This is a genomic window from Rhodococcus sp. PvR099 (genome assembly GCF_017833315.1).
GTDB lineage: Bacteria > Actinomycetota > Actinomycetes > Mycobacteriales > Mycobacteriaceae > Rhodococcus_G > Rhodococcus_G oryzae.
This window is the reverse complement of sequence record NZ_JAFIBV010000001.1, coordinates 2252207-2270000: the sequence shown is the minus strand read 5'-3', so window position 1 is coordinate 2270000 and position 17794 is coordinate 2252207. Positions and strand designations below refer to the sequence as shown.

The 17794-nt window shown below is 67.0% G+C and carries 15 protein-coding genes and 2 rRNA genes (1 of these 17 only partly in view); 7 read left to right on the top strand and 10 right to left on the bottom strand.

Going from position 1 to position 17794, the window contains the following annotated elements; translation table 11 throughout:
- The 3 genes from JOE46_RS10245 to JOE46_RS26945 form a co-directional block, all read left to right on the top strand.
- A 23S ribosomal RNA gene (locus JOE46_RS10245) occupies positions 1-2900 on the top strand (it extends 233 nt beyond the left edge of the window).
- A gap of 144 nt (positions 2901-3044) precedes the next feature.
- Positions 3045-3161 (top strand): 5S ribosomal RNA (gene rrf / locus JOE46_RS10240).
- A 97-nt stretch (positions 3162-3258) separates the two neighbouring features.
- The gene (locus tag JOE46_RS26945; protein ID WP_307861274.1) at positions 3259-4050 is read left to right on the top strand and encodes a GNAT family N-acetyltransferase; all 792 of its coding nucleotides are present in this window, start codon (positions 3259-3261) and stop codon (positions 4048-4050) included.
- A 21-nt stretch (positions 4051-4071) separates the two neighbouring features.
- On the opposite strand, the gene JOE46_RS10230 is transcribed toward JOE46_RS26945, so the two are convergent.
- From JOE46_RS10230 to JOE46_RS10205, 6 genes are all read right to left on the bottom strand, one after another.
- Positions 4072-6765, bottom strand: coding sequence for a fumarate reductase/succinate dehydrogenase flavoprotein subunit (locus JOE46_RS10230; RefSeq protein WP_209927153.1), 2694 nt, complete (start codon positions 6763-6765; stop codon positions 4072-4074).
- A complete protein-coding gene (locus JOE46_RS10225) occupies positions 6765-7568 on the bottom strand; it encodes an ABC transporter ATP-binding protein (RefSeq protein ID WP_209927152.1) in 804 nt (267 codons plus the stop codon). The genes JOE46_RS10230 and JOE46_RS10225 overlap by 1 nt, the downstream gene beginning before the upstream one ends.
- The gene (locus JOE46_RS10220; RefSeq protein WP_307861348.1) at positions 7565-8362 is read right to left on the bottom strand and encodes an ABC transporter permease; all 798 of its coding nucleotides are present in this window, start codon (positions 8360-8362) and stop codon (positions 7565-7567) included. Before JOE46_RS10220 ends, JOE46_RS10225 begins: the two co-directional genes overlap by 4 nt.
- 86 nt (positions 8363-8448) lie before the next feature.
- Positions 8449-9894, bottom strand: a complete 1446-nt coding sequence (locus JOE46_RS10215; RefSeq protein ID WP_209927151.1) for an ABC transporter substrate-binding protein — start codon at positions 9892-9894, stop codon at positions 8449-8451.
- A 40-nt stretch (positions 9895-9934) separates the two neighbouring features.
- Positions 9935-10162 (bottom strand): ferredoxin family protein, encoded by a 228-nt coding sequence (locus JOE46_RS10210; RefSeq protein ID WP_027502301.1) that lies wholly within the window; start codon positions 10160-10162, stop codon positions 9935-9937.
- Positions 10162-10923, bottom strand: a complete 762-nt coding sequence (locus JOE46_RS10205) for a GntR family transcriptional regulator (protein WP_209927150.1) — start codon at positions 10921-10923, stop codon at positions 10162-10164. Before JOE46_RS10205 ends, JOE46_RS10210 begins: the two co-directional genes overlap by 1 nt.
- 275 nt (positions 10924-11198) lie before the next feature.
- Between JOE46_RS10205 and JOE46_RS10200 the strand changes: the two genes are divergently transcribed.
- The 4 genes from JOE46_RS10200 (at position 11199) to JOE46_RS10185 (ending at position 15285) form a co-directional block, all read left to right on the top strand.
- Entirely contained in the window at positions 11199-11666 is a 468-nt protein-coding gene (locus tag JOE46_RS10200; protein ID WP_374102891.1) for a MarR family winged helix-turn-helix transcriptional regulator, read from the top strand.
- The gene (locus tag JOE46_RS10195; protein ID WP_209927149.1) at positions 11659-13437 is read left to right on the top strand and encodes a long-chain fatty acid--CoA ligase; all 1779 of its coding nucleotides are present in this window, start codon (positions 11659-11661) and stop codon (positions 13435-13437) included. Before JOE46_RS10200 ends, JOE46_RS10195 begins: the two co-directional genes overlap by 8 nt.
- Positions 13438-13628: 191 nt before the next feature.
- Entirely contained in the window at positions 13629-14381 is a 753-nt protein-coding gene (locus tag JOE46_RS10190; RefSeq protein ID WP_209927147.1) for a VOC family protein, read from the top strand.
- A 130-nt stretch (positions 14382-14511) separates the two neighbouring features.
- Positions 14512-15285 carry a hypothetical protein gene (locus JOE46_RS10185; protein ID WP_097214015.1) on the top strand — a complete coding sequence of 258 codons (774 nt, stop codon included), beginning with the start codon at positions 14512-14514 and terminating at the stop codon, positions 15283-15285.
- A 121-nt stretch (positions 15286-15406) separates the two neighbouring features.
- Here the strand turns inward: JOE46_RS10185 and JOE46_RS10180 are convergent, their stop codons facing one another.
- The 4 genes from JOE46_RS10180 to JOE46_RS10165 form a co-directional block, all read right to left on the bottom strand.
- Positions 15407-15850 carry an SRPBCC domain-containing protein gene (locus tag JOE46_RS10180; RefSeq protein WP_097214016.1) on the bottom strand — a complete coding sequence of 148 codons (444 nt, stop codon included), beginning with the start codon at positions 15848-15850 and terminating at the stop codon, positions 15407-15409.
- 47 nt (positions 15851-15897) lie between these two features.
- A complete protein-coding gene (locus tag JOE46_RS10175; RefSeq protein WP_077042369.1) occupies positions 15898-16251 on the bottom strand; it encodes a metalloregulator ArsR/SmtB family transcription factor in 354 nt (117 codons plus the stop codon).
- The gene (locus JOE46_RS10170; protein ID WP_097214017.1) at positions 16248-16700 is read right to left on the bottom strand and encodes an SRPBCC domain-containing protein; all 453 of its coding nucleotides are present in this window, start codon (positions 16698-16700) and stop codon (positions 16248-16250) included. Before JOE46_RS10170 ends, JOE46_RS10175 begins: the two co-directional genes overlap by 4 nt.
- A gap of 176 nt (positions 16701-16876) precedes the next feature.
- Positions 16877-17788 carry a TIGR03619 family F420-dependent LLM class oxidoreductase gene (locus tag JOE46_RS10165; protein ID WP_209927146.1) on the bottom strand — a complete coding sequence of 304 codons (912 nt, stop codon included), beginning with the start codon at positions 17786-17788 and terminating at the stop codon, positions 16877-16879.
- Between the last annotated feature and the right edge of the window lie 6 nt (positions 17789-17794).

The following is a 17794-nucleotide window of genomic DNA, read 5'->3' as shown; positions in this document are numbered from 1 at the left end:
TGATTCCGTGAGTAGTGGCGAGCGAAAGCGGAAGAGGCTAAACCATGTACATGTGATAGCCGGCAGGCGTTGTGTGCGTGGGGTTGTGGGGCCTTTCTTCTCATCACTGCCGTGGTGGGCGAGAGTAAGAAACCGGGTTGTTAGTCGAAGTGGTCTGGAACGGCCTGTCGTAGAGGGTGAGAATCCCGTAGACGAAAACTTCCCGGCTCTCGTGAATGGTTCCCAAGTAGCAGCGGGCCCGTGAAATCTGCTGTGAATCTGTCGGGACCACCCGATAAGCCTGAATACTCCCTGGTGACCGATAGCGGACTAGTACCGTGAGGGAAAGGTGAAAAGTACCCCGGGAGGGGAGTGAAATAGTACCTGAAACCGTGCGCTTACAATCCGTCAAAGCCTTTGAGCAGCTTGCTGCTGGGGGTGATGGCGTGCCTTTTGAAGAATGAGCCTGCGAGTTAGTGGCATGTGGCGAGGTTAACCCGTGTGGGGCAGCCGTAGCGAAAGCGAGTCCGAATAGGGCGGTCCAGTCGCATGCTCTAGACCCGAAGCGGAGTGATCTACCCATGGCCAGGGTGAAGCGACGGTAAGACGTCGTGGAGGCCCGAACCCACTTAGGTTGAAAACTGAGGGGATGAGCTGTGGGTAGGGGTGAAAGGCCAATCAAACTCCGTGATAGCTGGTTCTCCCCGAAATGCATTTAGGTGCAGCGTCGCGTGTTTCTCACCGGAGGTAGAGCTACTGGATGGTCTAGGGGGCCCACAAGCTTACCGAAATCAGCCAAACTCCGAATGCCGGTGAGTGAGAGCGCGGCAGTGAGACTGCGGGCGATAAGGTTCGTAGTCGAGAGGGAAACAGCCCAGATCGCCAGCTAAGGTCCCTAAGCGTGTACTAAGTGGAAAAGGATGTGGGGTCGCGAAGACAACCAGGAGGTTGGCTTAGAAGCAGCCACCCTTGAAAGAGTGCGTAATAGCTCACTGGTCAAGTGATCCTGCGCCGACAATGTAGCGGGGCTCAAGTACACCACCGAAGCTGCGGCATTCATGCAATACACCTCCTTGTTCCTGCGGGGACTTGGGCAGTGGTATGGATGGGTAGGGGAGCGTCGTGCAGCCATGGAAGCGTCGGAGTGATCCAGGCGTGGAGGCTGCACGAGTGAGAATGCAGGCATGAGTAGCGAAAGAAGAGTGAGAAACTCTTCCGCCGAATGACCAAGGGTTCCTGGGCCAGGTTAATCCGCCCAGGGTGAGTCGGGACCTAAGGCGAGGCCGACAGGCGTAGTCGATGGACAACGGGTTGATATTCCCGTACCCGTGTAAACGCGCCCATGGTGAATCAGTGATACTAACCGCCCTGAAGCCGGCTAATGTTCCTTCGGGATCATGGTCGGGGGATGCGCGGGACCTGATCTGGTAGTAGCCAAGCGATGGGGTGACGCAGGAAGGTAGCTGAGCCAGTCAGTGGTAATACTGGTGTAAGCGTGTAGGGAGTGGCATAGGCAAATCCGTGCCACACATATCCTGAGACGTGATGCATAGCCGATTGAGGCGAATTCAGTGATCCTATGCTGCCGAGAAAAGCCTCTAGCGAGCTTTTACACGGCCCGTACCCCAAACCGACACAGGTGGTCAGGTAGAGAATACTAAGGCGATCGAGATAACTATGGTTAAGGAACTCGGCAAAATGCCCCCGTAACTTCGGGAGAAGGGGGGCCTCGTCTGGTGATCGGATTTACTCCGTGAGCTGGGTGGGGCCGCAGAGACCAGTGAGAAGCGACTGTTTACTAAAAACACAGGTCCGTGCGAAGTCGTAAGACGATGTATACGGACTGACGCCTGCCCGGTGCTGGAAGGTTAAGAGGACCGGTTAGCTTTTCGGAGCGAAGCTGAGAATTTAAGCCCCAGTAAACGGCGGTGGTAACTATAACCATCCTAAGGTAGCGAAATTCCTTGTCGGGTAAGTTCCGACCTGCACGAATGGCGTAACGACTTCTCAGCTGTCTCAACCATAGACTCGGCGAAATTGCATTACGAGTAAAGATGCTCGTTACGCGCGGCAGGACGAAAAGACCCCGGGACCTTCACTATAGCTTGGTATTGGTGTTCGGTTCGGTTTGTGTAGGATAGGTGGGAGACTGTGAAGCGGGCACGCCAGTGTTCGTGGAGTCATTGTTGAAATACCACTCTGATCGTATTGGACATCTAACCTCGGACCATGATCTGGTTCAGGGACAGTGCCTGGTGGGTAGTTTAACTGGGGCGGTTGCCTCCCAAAATGTAACGGAGGCGCCCAAAGGTTCCCTCAGCCTGGTTGGCAATCAGGTGTTGAGTGCAAGTGCACAAGGGAGCTTGACTGTGAGACTGACAGGTCGAGCAGGGACGAAAGTCGGGACTAGTGATCCGGCACCGGCAAGTGGAAGCGGTGTCGCTCAACGGATAAAAGGTACCCCGGGGATAACAGGCTGATCTTCCCCAAGAGTCCATATCGACGGGATGGTTTGGCACCTCGATGTCGGCTCGTCGCATCCTGGGGCTGGAGTAGGTCCCAAGGGTTGGGCTGTTCGCCCATTAAAGCGGCACGCGAGCTGGGTTTAGAACGTCGTGAGACAGTTCGGTCTCTATCCGCCGCGCGCGTTAGAAACTTGAGGAAGGCTGTCCCTAGTACGAGAGGACCGGGACGGACGAACCTCTGGTGTGCCAGTTGTTCCACCAGGAGCACCGCTGGTTAGCTACGTTCGGAAGGGATAACCGCTGAAAGCATCTAAGCGGGAAGCCTGTTCCAAGATGAGGTTTCTCACCCCCTTGAGGGGGTAAGGCCCCCGGCAGACCACCGGGTTGATAGGCCAGAACTGGAAGCACGGTAACGTGTGCAGGTGACTGGTACTAATAGGCCGAGGACTTACCACAAAGAAGCTACGCGTCCACTGTGCGGTATCTGAAACAACACACAGATACCATTCACCCCCACCAACATCGTGGGCACCCGAGAAAGGGTTGCCGGCCTGTTGGGTTCGGGCGAGGGGAATTGAATGTGTGACAGTTTCATAGAGTTACGGCGGCCATAGCGGAGGGGAAACGCCCGGACCCATTCCGAACCCGGAAGCTAAGCCCTCCAGCGCCGATGGTACTGCACTCGACAGGGTGTGGGAGAGTAGGACACCGCCGAACATAAATTGCGAATGCCTCGCATCACAGACTCGAAAGAGACTGCGATGCGAGGCATTTCGCATATCCGGGGTCTGTTGAGCACAACTAGGATCGTGTTGTGGGTGACGACCTGGTGGAAGCGATGGATCTCAATCTTGCGTCTCATGCGGCGCACCTGCATCCGACGGTCGCCGGCGCGACGGTATACGAATCCGGTGACATCCTGATCGCGGACAGCGGACTGGACGATGACACCTTCAACATCGTGTGCCGGGCGCGCTTGGCACCGCACACGGCGCAGGCACGGCTCGAGGAGATTCTGGCCACGGTGCGCGCGGCCGGTCGTCCGTTCTCGTGGTGGGTGGCACCGACCTCGACGCCCTCGAACCTGGGAGAGATGCTGCGAGCGCGGGGCGTTCGGCCGTCGGAGACCGAGCTGGCGATGACCGCGCTGATGACGGAGATCCCGTCGCCCGCGCCAAGTGCGGTCCTGACAGTCGTGACTGTGACCAATCGCGAGCAGTTGCGTGACTACGCGGACCTGATGGCCAGGAACTGGACGCCGCCCTCATCGGCGGTGTTCGACTACTTCGACGCCGCGGGGTCGGCGATCCTGAGTGGCGAATGCGCCAGCACCTTCGTCGTCGGTTATAGCGCTGGAGAACCGGTGGCGGGGGCGGAGATTCATCTGGCGGCCGGTGTTGCCGGCCTCTACGGCGTGGTGACACTCGAGGACCATCGCAGGCGGGGATATGGCACGGCGGTGACCCTTGCGGCGATCGACCACGCGAGGACGGAAGGCGCGGATTGCGTCGTGTTGCAGGCCTCCGAAGACGGTGCCTCCGTTTACGAGCGGATCGGATTCACCCCCGTCGGCACGTATACCGAATACGCGCTGCGACGGGGGTGAACCGAGTGTCGGGCCGGTGTCTCAGGCCCGGATCCGTTCGGTGAGCGCGCGCCGGGCGTAGGCGCGCACGTCGGCGTCCGAGTCGTCGATCGCGATGCGCAGCACCTGTTGTGCCGCAGGGTCTTCCGTCCAGGTGGTGAGGGTGAGCACGGCGGCCTTTCGGACGTCGAGGTGTACGTCGCCGAGGGCCGTCTCGAGTGCGGGCACCGCGTTCTCAGGGAGTGCGCCGGCGAGGGCACGGGCCGCGCCCTGCCGGATCTGCCAGGCCGACTCCGTCAGCCCGGCGACGGCCAGCGCCACATCGTTCTCGGTGGGGCGAAGCGAGGCGAAGGCCGCAAGTGCGGCCGCCCGGACGAGGGGGTCCCGGTCGACCGCGAGGGTGCGGACCGCCTCGAGACCCCCGAGGCTGATGGTCGCGAGGCCCTGGGCGCAGGCGATCCGCACCTCACGATTCTCGTCCGCGGATACGGTCGCCACCGTCTCCCAATCGTTCAGGGATACCAGAGCGCGCACCGCCTCGATGCGGACCCGATGGTCGACGTCGGCGAGTGCCGCCCGGTATTGCGCGGCCGTCCCGGTGCGCAACGCCCGCAGGAGGTCGACCACGGTGGACCGGACGACCGGGTCGCCGGAGCCCAGGTGGTGCGCCAGCCCCTCCACCGAGGGCAGCACCTCGACCAGCTCGCGGAGTCCCTCCGCGGCCACCCGGCGCCCGGCCGCGTCCTCGTCGCCGAGCGCGGCGACCAGCAGGGCGTCGAACCCCTCGGGGGTGGCCTCGGTCAGCGTGGCGATGGCGGTGGAACGCACCTGCGGGTCCGCATCGCTCAGATAGGGGCGCAGCTGCGTCGCGGTCGGACTGTCGAGTCCGAGGATTTCCACGATCCGGGGGGAGCGGGGCTGGACCTCTACTGGGGTGGTGTTCACCCGAGAGGGGGACTCCACCGGTGCGCGCCCGCCAACCAGCGGCGGCTGCGTCACCGGCACGACCCGCTGATCACGCGGGGGAAGTTCGTCCAGTCCCGGCACCGATACGAAGTACGGTGCCACCGGTCGCTTGAGGAACTCCATCCCGCCCGCGGCACCCTTGCGCAGGTTGAGGTGGTACCCCCACTCGGAGTCGTCCTGGCCGGGCAGGTCCGCCCGCTCGTGGTACAGGCCCCATCGGCTCTCGGTGCGGGTGAGTGAGCTGCGTGACGCCATTTCCGCGCAGTCTCGGATGAACGACACCTCCGCGCACCGCATCAGCTCGTGCGGGCTGGTCGCCCCCATTCCCTCGATCTCCGCGGTCATCCGCTCGAAGGTCTCGACCGCGATGGACAGCTTGGTGGCGGTCTTCGGGGGCGCCACATAGTCATTGACGAACCGCCGCAGCTTGTACTCGACCTGCGGTTGCGGCGGTCCATTCGGGTGCAGGATCGGCCGGTAGATCAGCTCGTGCGCCTCGCGCAGCTGATCGGTCGGCAGGTCGGTCGGCGCGTCCACGGCCGACAGGGTGCCGGTGGCGTGGGTCCCCGCCAGGTCCCCGTACACGAAGGCGCCGATCATGTAGTTGTGCGGCACGCACGCCAGGTCGCCCGCCGCATACAGCCCGGGCACGGTCGTCGCGCCGTGCTCGTCCACCCACACGCCCGACGCCGAATGTCCACTGCACAGACCGATCTCGGAGATGTGCATCTCGATGTCGTGGGTGCGGTAGTCGTGGCCACGATTCACGTGAAACGTTCCGCGCGTGGGCCGTTCGGTGGTGTGCAGGATGGACTCGAGCGTGTCCAGGGTCTCGGTCGGCAGGTGACTGACCTTGAGATAGATGGGGCCGCGTGCGGATTCGATCTCCTGTTTGACCTCGCTCATCATCTGTCCGGACCAGTAGTCGGAATCGACGAAGCGTTCGCCCTGCGCGTTGACCTGGTAGCCGCCGAACGGGTTCGCGACGTACGCGCAGGCCGGCCCGTTGTAGTCCTTGATCAGCGGGTTGATCTGGAAGCATTCGATGCCGCTGAGCTCGGCCCCCGCGTGGTACGCCATCGAATAGCCGTCGCCGGCGTTGGTCGGGTTCTCGTAGGTGCCGTACAGGTATCCCGACGCGGGCAGCCCGAGCCGTCCGCACGGGCCGGTCGCCAGGATGACCGCCTTCGCCCCGACCGCGACGAACTCCCCGGTCCTGGTGTTCAGTGCCGCCGCACCGACCGCCCGCCCCCGATCCGTCAGGACCCGCACCGGCATCAGGCGGTTCTCGATCCGGATCTTCTCGCGCATCTTCCGCTGCCGCAGCACCCGGTACAGCGCCTTTTTCACGTCCTTGCCCTCGGGCATCGGCAGCACGTAGGAACCGGAGCGGTGCACCCGGCGGACCGCGTACTCGCCGTACTCGTCCTTCTCGAACTTGACGCCGTACTTCTCGAGCCTTTGCACCATCGCGAAGCCGCGGGTCGCGGTCTGGTAGACGGTGCGCTGGTTCACGATTCCGTCGTTGGCGCGGGTGATCTCCGCGACGTAGTCCTCCGGCTCGGCCTTGCCGGGGATGACGGCGTTGTTGACGCCGTCCATTCCCATGGCCAGCGCGCCGGAATGCCGGACGTGCGCCTTCTCGAGCAGCAGCACGTCGGCGCCGTTCTCGGCGGCGGTCAGCGCGGCCATCGTGCCCGCGGTGCCGCCGCCGATGACCAGTACGTCGCAATCGAGGCGGATGGTGTCGGCCAGGTCTGGGATGTCCATCAGTTCTCCGGGGTGTTCGTCGGGCCGACGCTCGGGTGGCCCAGCGCGGCCAGGACTTTCGCGCGGGCGGCTCGGGTGTCGGGGTGGTCGAGGGCGTCGCGGTCCCGCGGCCGTGGCACGTCGACGATGGTGCGCAGCGGGGCGCCCGCCTGTCCGAGCACCGCGACCCGGTCGCCGAGCAGGACCGCCTCGTCGACATCGTGGGTCACGAAGACCACCGTTGTCGGGTGCGTGCGCCAGGTCTCGACGAGCAGGCGTTGCATGGTCGCGCGGGTCTGGGTGTCGAGCGCCCCGAACGGTTCGTCCATCATCACGGCCCGGGGCGCACCGGCAAGGCCGCGTGCCAGCTGCACCCGCTGACGCATGCCGCCGGAGAGGTTCTTGGGCAGGAAGTCCGCGAAGCCGGTGAGCCCGACCTCCTCGATCCACCGCTCCGCGTCGCGCCTGCGCCCCGACCTCGGCTGTCCGCGAAGCGCAAGCGCGAGTTCGATATTGGACCGGACCGTGCGCCACGGTAGGAGCGCGTTGTCCTGGAACACCACGGCGCGATCCCGCGAGGTGGTGGTGACGGCGGCTCCGTCCGCGAGGATGTGGCCGGAGTCCGGCGCCAGCAGGCCCGCCAGGGCGCGGAGCACCGTCGACTTCCCGCAGCCGGAGGGGCCGGTCAGGACCAGGATCTCGCCGGGCAGGGCGCTCAGGGACAGGGAACGGACGACGGGGGTGCCGGTGTAGGACAGCGTGACGTCGTCCAGGGCCAGCGACATGCCCGCCGCGACCTTCTCTTCGCTTGTTGCCGTGGTCATCTGGTGTTCTCCCCTCGGGGCAGCCACCGGGTGACGCGGCGGCCGAGCAGTTCGACCGCCGCGGATGTCGAGAACCCGAGGATGCCGATGGTGATCATGCCGACGAACACGCCCGGGTAGTCGACGATCGTGTATGCCTGCCAGGTGCGGTAGCCGACCCCGAGCCGGCCCGAGATCATCTCGGCGGAGATCACGCAGATCCACGCGACTCCGATGCCGACCGACAGCCCGCCGAACAGCCCGGGCAGGATCCCGGGGAGCACCACGCGGCCGAGGACATCCCAGCGGCTGCCGCCAAGGGTGCGTACGGAGTCCTCCCAGATGGTCGGGAGCGCCCGCACCGCGTGCCGGGTGCTGACCATGATCGGGAAGAAGGCGGCGATGAAGGTGATGAAGACGATGCCGGCCTCGTCGCTGGGGAACAGCAGGATCGCCACCGGCACGATGGCGATCGCCGGAATGGGCCGCGCCAGTTCGGCCAGCGGGCCGACGGTGTCGGCGAACAGGCGAGAGCGTCCGAGCGCGATGCCGACGGCAACCCCCGCCACCGTGGCGAGGCCGAACCCGGACACGATCCGGATCAGCGACTGACCGAGGTCCAGGTAGAAGAGGTCGGTCCGGAGCTGTTCGCTGTATGCCGCCACGATCTCGGTCACGGTCGGCAGCGTGTCGAACCGCAGCCACAGCCGAACGCCGTTGGCCGTCAGCAATTGCCAGGCGAGCACCGCGGCGATCACCGACGTGATCCGGATGGCCCTGGACCGCCACCGGGCGGGCCAGTCGGTCCGGTTCACTGCGCCGGGGTCAGGCGTCGCGTCCTCCGCAGGCACGACCGACTCCCGCGCGGACGCCCGCGTGCCGGGGGCGGTCACGGACGCGGTCACTGCCGGACCTCCTCGACGGCGCGGTCGTAGGTGATCGGGGCGCTCGCGGGGTTCTTGTGCAGGTAGCGCTCCGCCGCGGCGGCCGTGGTGAAGGGCAGGAAGCGAGCCCCGTCGCGCACCCACACCGCCTTGTCCGCGAACCAGCGTGTGCCCAGTTCCGCGTCGGGCACGTAGGCGGCCCGGATGCCCCTGCCCTCGGCGCGCGCCTTCTTGACCGAGCGCAGGAGGCAGGTGGGGTCGGCCGCGGGCTGCGTCTGCGTCGCGCCGTCGAACCACAGCTCGCTCGCCTGCGCGGGATCGGCGACGGGGACTCCGCACGCGGGGTCGGTGCCGGTCAGGGCCGTGGGGTTGGCGGTGACGGCGACCGCGGCGTCGTAGGACTCGATGCCCTCGGTCGCGTAGGCGGCACGCAGCGGCGCGTCGTCGACGAATCCGTCGATGTTCAGGTCGGCGAAGTCGCCGATCGACTTCAGGTAGGGCACATCGGTTTTCAGGGCGTCGACCAGGCGGGGCTTGAGCGTCGGGTCGAACGAGGTGCCGCCGGGGCCGTTGTAGAGGTAGACCACCTCCTGCGGCAGTCCGCTCTGCTCGGCGACGATCCGTGACGCCTCGAGGGGCTCGCCGCGGATGAATCGGGTGGCGTCGAGCTGCGCGAGCAGGAAGGCGTCGAGCACCTCGGGGTGCTGCTCGGCGTACGACTCGCGCACCACCACCCCGTGCAGGGTCGGCTGGTTCAGCTCCGCGCCGTCGTAGAGGAGTTTCGCCTTGTCCTGGAACACCAGCAGGCCAGGCCACGCCACGAACTGCGACAGCGCGGCCACCTGCCCGGACTCGAGCGCGGACGAGCCGACCTGTGGCTGCTGGTTGAGCACCTCGACTCCGGTGGCGGGGTCGAGTCCGGCGCGGTCGAGGGCCTGCACGAGGGTGCCGTGGCCTGCGGAGCCGACGCTCGCGGACACCTTCTGTCCGGCCAGGTCGGCGAGACCGGTCGCAGGCGAATCCGGAGGCACCACAACCATGTTCAGCGCGCCCTTGGGGTTGTAGCCGGTGACCGAGACGATCTCGGTCTTCGCGCGCGGGTTGGCCTGGGTTCGGGACCCATTGATGAGCATCGGATAGTCGCCCATCGAACCGATGTCGATCTTCTCGGCGACCATCTGGGCGGTGATGGGTGCGCCGGTGTCATAGTCCTGCCATTGCACGGAGTACGCGGTGCCGGTCCGCTCGGTCACTGCGGCCAGGCGCTTCTCGAGGTAGCCCTGTGCCTTGAGGAGGGTGCCTGCGGTGACCGTGTTGATCGTCTTGGACTGGTAGCCGATGACGACCGGCACGGCGTCCGCGCTGCCTGCGTCGCCGCCGGAATCGCTGTCGAGGGAGCAGCCGGCGAGCAGGGCCGTGGTGAGGGCAGCGGCCATCGCCGCCGCGGGGATGCGGCGTTTCATGTTCGGGTCCTTGGTGGTCGGGTTGTCCGGTGCCTGGCGGCTAGCGGAGCAGGAAGGGCATGTTGACGGTGACTGCGCCGGTGGGACAGCGGGCCGCGCAGGGGCCGCAGTACCAGCACTCGTCGACGTGCATGAAGGCCTTGCCGTTGTCCGGGTTGATCGCCAGCGAGTCCAGCGGGCAGATCTCGACGCAGAGGGTGCACCCCTCGATGCAGAGCGACTCATCGATGGTGACGGGGACGTCGGCGCGTTGGTTGACCAGTGCCATCAGGTCAGCTCCCATGGTTGGTTCGTGCGGAAGAGGTTGCCCCGCATGGTGATGCGGTCACCTCGCATGCGGATGTACTCGAGGTCGACGGGCCTGCCGTCGTCGAGGGTGGTGAGTCGTTCGAGGAGCAGCAGCGCGGCGCCCTCGGGGGCCTGCAGTGCGGCCGCGGTGTGGGCGTCGGCGTTGACGGATTCGATGGCCAGCTCGGCCGATCCGAGTGGCCTGCCGGAGACCTCCTCGATCAGGGCGAAGATGTCGTTGCCCGCGAGGTCGCGGCGCAGCAGTTCCTCGCCGAGGTCCGGGACGAGGTAGGTCAGGTCCAGGCTGAGCGGCAGGTCGCCGAGGTAGCGGAGCCGCTCGATGTAGACCGCGGGCTCGGCCCGGTCCAGCTCGAGGCGGCGCGCGACGGCGGGCGGAGGCACGAGGCGCAGGGCCGCGCGTACCTCGTTGCGCACCTCGCCGTGCTCGCGGAGCGTCTCCTTCAGACCGAGCAGGGTGTCGATGCCGTGGTCGAACTTGCGTCCCGACACCTGGGTGCCGACGCGCGGCGCGCGGTCGATCAGGCCCTCGTCCTTGAGCAGCGATAGGGCCGCCCGCACTGTGTTCCTGGAGACCGCGAATTCGACGGCGAGGTCGTGCTCCGGCGGCAGGGTGCGCGCGAACGCGCCGGCCAGGGTCTGCTGGCGCAGCACGTCCGCTACCTGGCGGGCCCGATCGGCGCGGGAGCGGCGGCTCGGAGGCGGCTCGGTGGCTGCGCTCATCTGCTTCCCTTCTTCGGGGCCGGTGACCTGGACGAATGCCGACAGTAGCGGTGGTTTCGCGGGCTGCTGGCCGCTCACTTCGCGGCCGCCGGAGTGGTGAGGCGATTGCGCCACCCGCGGTGCGGGCGTACCTGGGCAAACGACGGGCCGGCGGACGATTGCGCCGCCGCGAGGGGGCACGGCGGAGTTCGGATCACGCTGATCCGAAGGTTCGGATTCGCCGGCCGGGCCCAGGCCCGAGTCGGACGGCGTCTTGGCGGGTTTATAGTTGCGTTGTGCAACAACGATCGACCGCGGCCGTCGCCCAGGTACACGAGGAGCTCGTGCACCTGGTCCGCCAGCTGATGACGGGGGAGCGTCCCGCCGAGGGGGTGCCCACCTTCGCCCAGCACTCGGTGCTCTCCTATATCGAGCGCAATCCGGGATGCCGTGCGACGGAGATCTCCGAGGCGTTCGGGGTGCACCGGTCGACCGTGTCGCGGCAGCTGCGCGGATGCGTCGACGCCGGGTGGGTCCAGGCCGAGCCCGGACCGATTCGCAGCGGGCATCCGCTCAGCCTCACGGATGCCGGCCGCGACGTCCTCACCGGCGCCGACCGGCGCCGCCGTGACGAGGTGGGGGAGCGGGTCCGGGACTGGTCGGCCGCGGACATCGCCGACCTCGCCCGCATGCTGCACCGGTTCCGCACCAGTACCGCAGACCATGACACCGACCAGAGCATCGGAGCAGACCCCCGTGCGTGAATTCACCACCACCGCCCAGTTCACCATCGCGGACGATGACGCCCTCGTCCGTTCCGTCTACCGGCACGCGCAGGAAGCGCCCGAGCGGGTGCTGTTCAGTCGACCGATCGGCGGCGACTGGGTCGACGTCACCGCGGCGGAGTTCGCCGATCTGGTGGTCGGTGTCGCGAAGGGCCTGATCGCCGGCGGGGTGGCCCGCGGTGATCGGGTGATCCTGCTGTCCGCCACCCGGTTCGAATGGACGCTGTTCGACTTCGCGATCTGGGCGGCGGGCGCCGCGTCCGTGCCGATCTACGACTCGTCCTCGCCCGACCAGATCCGTTGGATAGCAGAGGATTCGGGAGCGGTGACGGCGATCGTCGAAACCGATCGGCACGCGTCGGCCTTCGACGGCTCCGGACTGGGTGTCCGCCAGATCGACGACAACGCGGTGGGCGCGCTGATCGCGGCGGGCGAGCACCTCGACGATGCCGAGGTGCACGACCGGGTCGCGGCGATCCGGGCCGACGACCTGGCGTCGCTCGTGTACACCTCCGGCACCACGGGCAGGCCCAAGGGCTGCATCCTGACCCACCGCAACTTCCTGTCCGAGGTTCGCGGCATCCTCAGCGCCAGCGTCGGCGAGGTGGCCAAGCCCGGCAACCGGATGCTCACCTTCCTGCCGCTTGCCCATGTCCTGGCCCGCGCCGTGTCACTGGCGATGTTCGAAGCCGGTGGAGCGCAAGCGCATTGGTCGAACTTCAGCACCGTCGTCGGGCAGTTCGCCCGGTACCAGCCGCACACCATCCTCGGCGTGCCGCGGGTGTTCGAGAAGGTCCGCGACTCGGCCGCGCACAGCGCCGCGCAGGGCGGCGCCGTCAAGAAGGCGATCTTCGGCTTCGCCGAGAAGACCGCCGTCCGCTACAGCGAGGCGCTCGATGCGGGTGGTCCGTCCCCGGTGCTCCGCGCGCAGCACTGGGTCGCGGATCGGCTCGTCTACTCGAAGCTCCGGGCCGCGCTCGGCGGGGAGTGCTGGTGGGCCATCTCCGGTGGCGGCGCGCTGATGCCAAGCCTCGGGCACTTCTTCCGTGGTGTCGGCGTGCCGATCTACGAGGGCTACGGACTCACCGAGACCACCGCGGCGCACTGCGTCAACGTCCCGGGTGCACACAAGATGGGCACCGTCGGACAGCCGATGGGTGGCAACGGCGTTCGCATCGCGGCCGACGGGGAGATCGAACTGTGCGGCGGGGTGGTGTTCGGCGGGTACTGGCACAACGAGCAGGCCACCGCCGACACCTTCGACGAGGGCTGGCTGCGGACCGGCGACCTCGGCGAGCTGGACGGGGACGGCTTCCTCACCATCACCGGACGGAAGAAGGACCTCCTGATCACTGCGGGCGGCAAGAACGTCTCGCCGGGACCGCTCGAGGACCGGATGCGCTCGCACGCCCTGATCTCGCAGGCCGTGGTCGTCGGGGACGCACGCCCCTTCATCGCCGCGCTGCTCACCGTGGACCCGGACGTGTTCGCGCTGTGGAAGACCGAGAACGGCAAGCCCGCCTCGGCGTCCGTCGCGGACCTGAGCGAGGACCGGGACCTGCAGGCCGCGTTGCAGCTGGTGGTCGACGACGCGAACAGCACCGTCTCGCATTCCGAGGCGATCAAGAAGTTCGCGATCCTGCACCGCGACCTCACCGAGGCGGACGGCGAGATGACCGCGACCCTGAAGATCAAGCGCAAGGTGGTCACCGAGCGCTTCGCCGACGAGATCGACGCGCTGTACCGCTGACCCGGTCGCGCTTCACTGAGAACATCCCTCTATCGGTCGGTGCTGGTGTCCTGGCGAACCGTAGTTGCCGGGCACCGCCCGTGGGGAAGCTACGTTTTCGGAAATCGAGCAGGTCCTCCCGGCGGGTCGCCCTTGCGCCAGGGCCCGGTCGGGTGCAGTGTCGAGACCGGCACTCGCATCCGGGAGGACACATGACCAGCCCCGACCTCGGTTCCATTCTGCTTGCGAGCCCGGACCCCGATCGCCTTCGGGACTGGTATTGCCGGGCGTTCGACGCCACACCTACCCCGGACGGCGACGTCCGATTCGGCGGCGTCAGCGTCCTGTTCGACCAGCGCGACGATGTCGCGGAGAAGAACCCCGAGCCCGGCCGCACGATCCTCAACTTCCATGTCGACGATGCGGCAGCGGTCGCGGCCCGCCTGGACGAGATGGATGCAGACTGGCTGGTGCCGCTCGAGGAACGCTCCGAGGGGATGCTCTTCGGGACGCTGATCGACCCGGACGGGAACTACTTCCAGATCATCGAGCTCGGTGCGCGATACCTGGCCGCCCGGGTACCCGCCCCGTCGGCCACGCTGAACTCGGCGCCGTACAGCGGCTTCGCGGTCGACGACCTCGAGGCGGCCGCGGCCTTCTACCGCGACACCCTCGGCCTGACCGTCACCGAGCAGTTCGGCCTGCTCGCGCTGCAGGTCGGCGGGGGTGAGACGGTGCTGGTGTACCCGAAGCAGACCCACATCCCGGCGACGTACACCATCCTGAACTTCCCGGTCGAGGACATCGATGCGGCGGTCGACGCACTGCGCGAGCGGGGCGTGACCTTCGAGCGGTACCCGGGGATGGAGGCCGACGAGCGGGGCATCTTCCGGGGCGGCGGACCCTACATCGCATGGTTCACCGATCCGGCCGGCAACATCCTCTCGGTGCTGCAAGAACGGTGATCTCCCGTGCTGTGGGTCACGGCGCGTCCACATGCACGTAAGGTGGAGGTCAGAGACCGAGTCGTGTCCGCGTCGCCCGTCGCCCCACTGCTCTCACATTTGCACGGGCTGAGCGGCACGGACGGATACCATGGAGAACACTGCCAGCCTGGGCATTCAGGCATTCATCTCGGAGGTCGCCCAGCGCGGTGGCCGCGCGGTCCGGCTCACCCACTCGCGGCGCAACCCGGTTCAGGTGTGGGGCGTCGGCGACGACAGTTGCGTGGTCCGGGTGCGAACCAAGCTCGACGGCGACTGGCAGGCACGCAAGCAGGACGGTGCGCTGGACACCGATGACACCGGATCCCAGTTCTGGGTGTTCGTCGACCTGGCCACCTCCCCGGAGGAGTACTTCGTCGTCCCGTCCGAGGAGGTCGCCGCCGACATCCACAGCGAGGTCGATCTGTGGGTGAAGGAGGTTCCGGGGCGCACCCGGACCGGTAGCCACGCCATCGCCGTCGAACGGGTGGAGCACGGCCGCGCGCGTTGGGACCTCCTCGGGCTGTCCGACGTCAAGGACCCCAGTCGCAAGCCCGTCGGTGCGGTGGCCGAGCCGAGCCGGCCGAAGCTGGTGCCGATCACCCGCACGAAGAAGTCCGCGGTCGTCGAGGAGGTCGTCGACCTGAGGCTGCAGGTGGTCGCGGACTTCGAGGGCTACCGGCTCGTCGGCATGTACGACGAGCAGACGGGTCGGCTCGAGATCACCCGCGGGCCGATGGAGGGCCGCCGCTTCGACAATCCGACGGTCGCGGCCAATGCCGTCGCCAGTCACATCAGCGGCGACGTCGAGACCAGGGACGGGTGGACGTTCTGGCAGATCGAGGGCGCCGACCGCGCGCCGCTGGGGTCCCGCCGCGCCGGATAGCCGTCGCGGACCGTCCCAGCCGCCGCGGACGCCGAATGTGCACCTGCCGGCGGTCGCTCTCGGGCGATGCCCCGGCAGGTGCACACTCGGCGATGCAGCGCTGGTGCCCCGGGTGGGTTGATCAGTTCCAGTTGTCGATCTTGACGTCGTGCGGATCCGGCGCGCCCGTCCCGGTTTCGATCAGCGACTTCAGGCTCATCAGGAAGAGCGCCCACTTGGTGCTGCAGTGGTGCATGAACTCCACCGGCTCCTTCCAACCCTGGTGGTTGAAGAGGATGACCGTGTAGTCGTCCACCTGATCGAGGTCCCAGATCACATGGGTGCCGACCCATTCCTCCGGTCCGTCGATCACTTCCCACTGGACGCGCTTGCCGGGAACGAGTTCGTCGACCTTCATGTCGAATCCGCCTGCTCCGAAACGAAATTGGAGCACACCGCCGACGTCGTTGCCTTCGCCCTTGGTGTCGGTCGTCCACCAGGCGGCGAGCCGCTCGGCTGTGGTCAAGGCCGCGTAGACCTCGGCCGTCGATGCCTTGATACCGACCCTGTGCAGGATGTCTACCATTTTCGGTCCCTCTTTCCGGTGTTGGTTTTCGAATGACCTGTCGGAATTCAGTGCTGTGTGTCGCGCTGGTCTTTCGTGCGCTGAATCGCCTCGGCGATGCGCTTGATCCGCTGGAGCCTGGCGTCCCACGCCGCCCCGACCGAGGACAACTGCGCGACCGCGCGAGCGAGTTGCGCCTCGTCCACCCGATACCTCCTCTCTCGCCCGGCGGGCGTGGCGTGCACCAGGCCCACCCGGTCGAGCACACCGAGATGTTTCGCGATGGCCTGCCGTGTCACGGGCAGCTGCTCGCTGAGGCTGGTGGCCGTGCCGTCGCCGGCCGCCAGGAGCAGGTCGAGCATCCGCCGACGGGTCGGATCCCCGACCGCGGACCACAGGTCGTCGTCGACGGCGGTGCTCACGGGGTGGACACCAGCCGCGCGAGGTACTCCCCGAGCTTGGGCAGGAATCGGTCCCAGCCGGTGCTGTGGTCGAGGTACTGCTCCTCCAACTTCGCGGCCTCCCAGCCCATCTCCCGGAACCCGGTCTCGGTGAACCGGATCTTGGTGCCCGTGCCGGACGGGGTGAGCTCGAAGGTGATCAGCAGCGAGTCGGCGGAGTCGACGACCTTGTCCTCGGGGAAGCACCAGCGGAACGAGAACAAACGGGGCGGCTCGGCGTTCACCACCTTGATCGGGACGACCTTGGCGCGGTCGCCCCAGACGAGCTCACCGACCGCTCCGGGAGTCGCTTCGATCTCGGTGTGGTCGGTCCACCACTCCGAGATGTGCTCGGGGCTGCTGACCACCTCGAAGGCCACCTCGGGCGAGGCGTCGACGTAGATCTCTCGTTCGATGCTGCCGAACTCCATGTTCTGCACCCTTCCTCGATATGCAACGTTTGGTTGCACATCACGCTAGCCGAGGGTTCGGCATCGCGCAACCATTGGTTGCATATTGGCGGAAGCGGTGCTGCGCCGAGTGTGCAGCTGCCGTCGCCCGCACTCGGGCGATGCCCCGGCAGCTGCACACTCGGCGGGGCGCGGGGCTAGCTGAACTCCGCGCGGAACGCCGCGACCAGTTCGGGGAGGAGGGCAGTGGCCGCGTCGGGATCGGCGTCGAGGGCCTGCAGGGCGACGCTCACATCGGTGACACCCAGCCGTGCCTGCGCCGCGGCGTTCGCGACGGTGGCGGGCAGGTCGACCGCGCCGCTGCCGGTCCGCTCGACGGTCAGCCGCCCACGAACCTGGAGCTCGGCCGGGTCGCGGCCCGCGTCGGCGAAAGCGTCGCGCAGCCGCTCGATTCCCGCGCCGAGGTCGTCGTCGGTGGCGCCCATGATGGGAATCCAGCCGTCGCCCCAGGTGGTCAGGCGGCGGACCACCGCCTTCGACAGGGTGCCGGACACCCAGATCGGGATGCGTCGACCCGCCGCAGGCCGGGGCGAGCAGTGGGCGTCGTCGAAGGTGATGCCGGGGCGGGCGACCGCGGCGGGTGCGCCCTCCCACAATGCCCGGCACACCGCCAGGGTGTCGTCGAGCAGCGGGCCGCGCTTGGCGAAGTCCAGCCCGACCGCCTCGTATTCCTTTGCCTGCCAGCCGGTCCCGACGCCCAGGTCGACCCGGCCGCCCGACAGTAGATCAAGTGTCGCGGCCGTCTTCGCCAGGACCGCCCCGCCGCGTAGCGCGGCGATCACGATCCCGGTGCCGAGCCGGATCCGCTCGGTCTGCCCGGCCACCAGCGCGAGCACCGTCATCGGCTCCAGCCATGGCGCGTCGGGGTTGGTGGGGAAGGCGCCCCAGGAGTAGGCGGACGTGTCCGGGCCCATCACGACGTGGTCGGTGAGGATCAGCCGATCGACCCCGGCGGTGTCCGCGGCGCGGCAGACCTTGAGCAGGTGCCCGAAATCGTCTGCGGCGAGCAGGTTCCCGAAGTTGGGGACGTTGAGACTGAGCGTTGGCATGGTGAT

Coding starts and splice junctions, on each gene's coding strand:
- JOE46_RS10225 (WP_209927152.1), bottom strand. CDS start 7,568: ATGACCACGGCAACAAGCGAAGAGAAGGTCGCGGCGGGCATGTCGCTG.
- JOE46_RS10180 (WP_097214016.1), bottom strand. CDS start 15,850: ATGGTAGACATCCTGCACAGGGTCGGTATCAAGGCATCGACGGCCGAG.
- JOE46_RS10210 (WP_027502301.1), bottom strand. CDS start 10,162: ATGGCACTGGTCAACCAACGCGCCGACGTCCCCGTCACCATCGATGAG.
- JOE46_RS10230 (WP_209927153.1), bottom strand. CDS start 6,765: ATGGACATCCCAGACCTGGCCGACACCATCCGCCTCGATTGCGACGTA.
- JOE46_RS10205 (WP_209927150.1), bottom strand. CDS start 10,923: ATGAGCGCAGCCACCGAGCCGCCTCCGAGCCGCCGCTCCCGCGCCGAT.
- JOE46_RS10165 (WP_209927146.1), bottom strand. CDS start 17,788: ATGCCAACGCTCAGTCTCAACGTCCCCAACTTCGGGAACCTGCTCGCC.
- JOE46_RS10185 (WP_097214015.1), top strand. CDS start 14,512: ATGGAGAACACTGCCAGCCTGGGCATTCAGGCATTCATCTCGGAGGTC.
- JOE46_RS10170 (WP_097214017.1), bottom strand. CDS start 16,700: ATGGAGTTCGGCAGCATCGAACGAGAGATCTACGTCGACGCCTCGCCC.
- JOE46_RS10215 (WP_209927151.1), bottom strand. CDS start 9,894: ATGAAACGCCGCATCCCCGCGGCGGCGATGGCCGCTGCCCTCACCACG.
- JOE46_RS10190 (WP_209927147.1), top strand. CDS start 13,629: ATGACCAGCCCCGACCTCGGTTCCATTCTGCTTGCGAGCCCGGACCCC.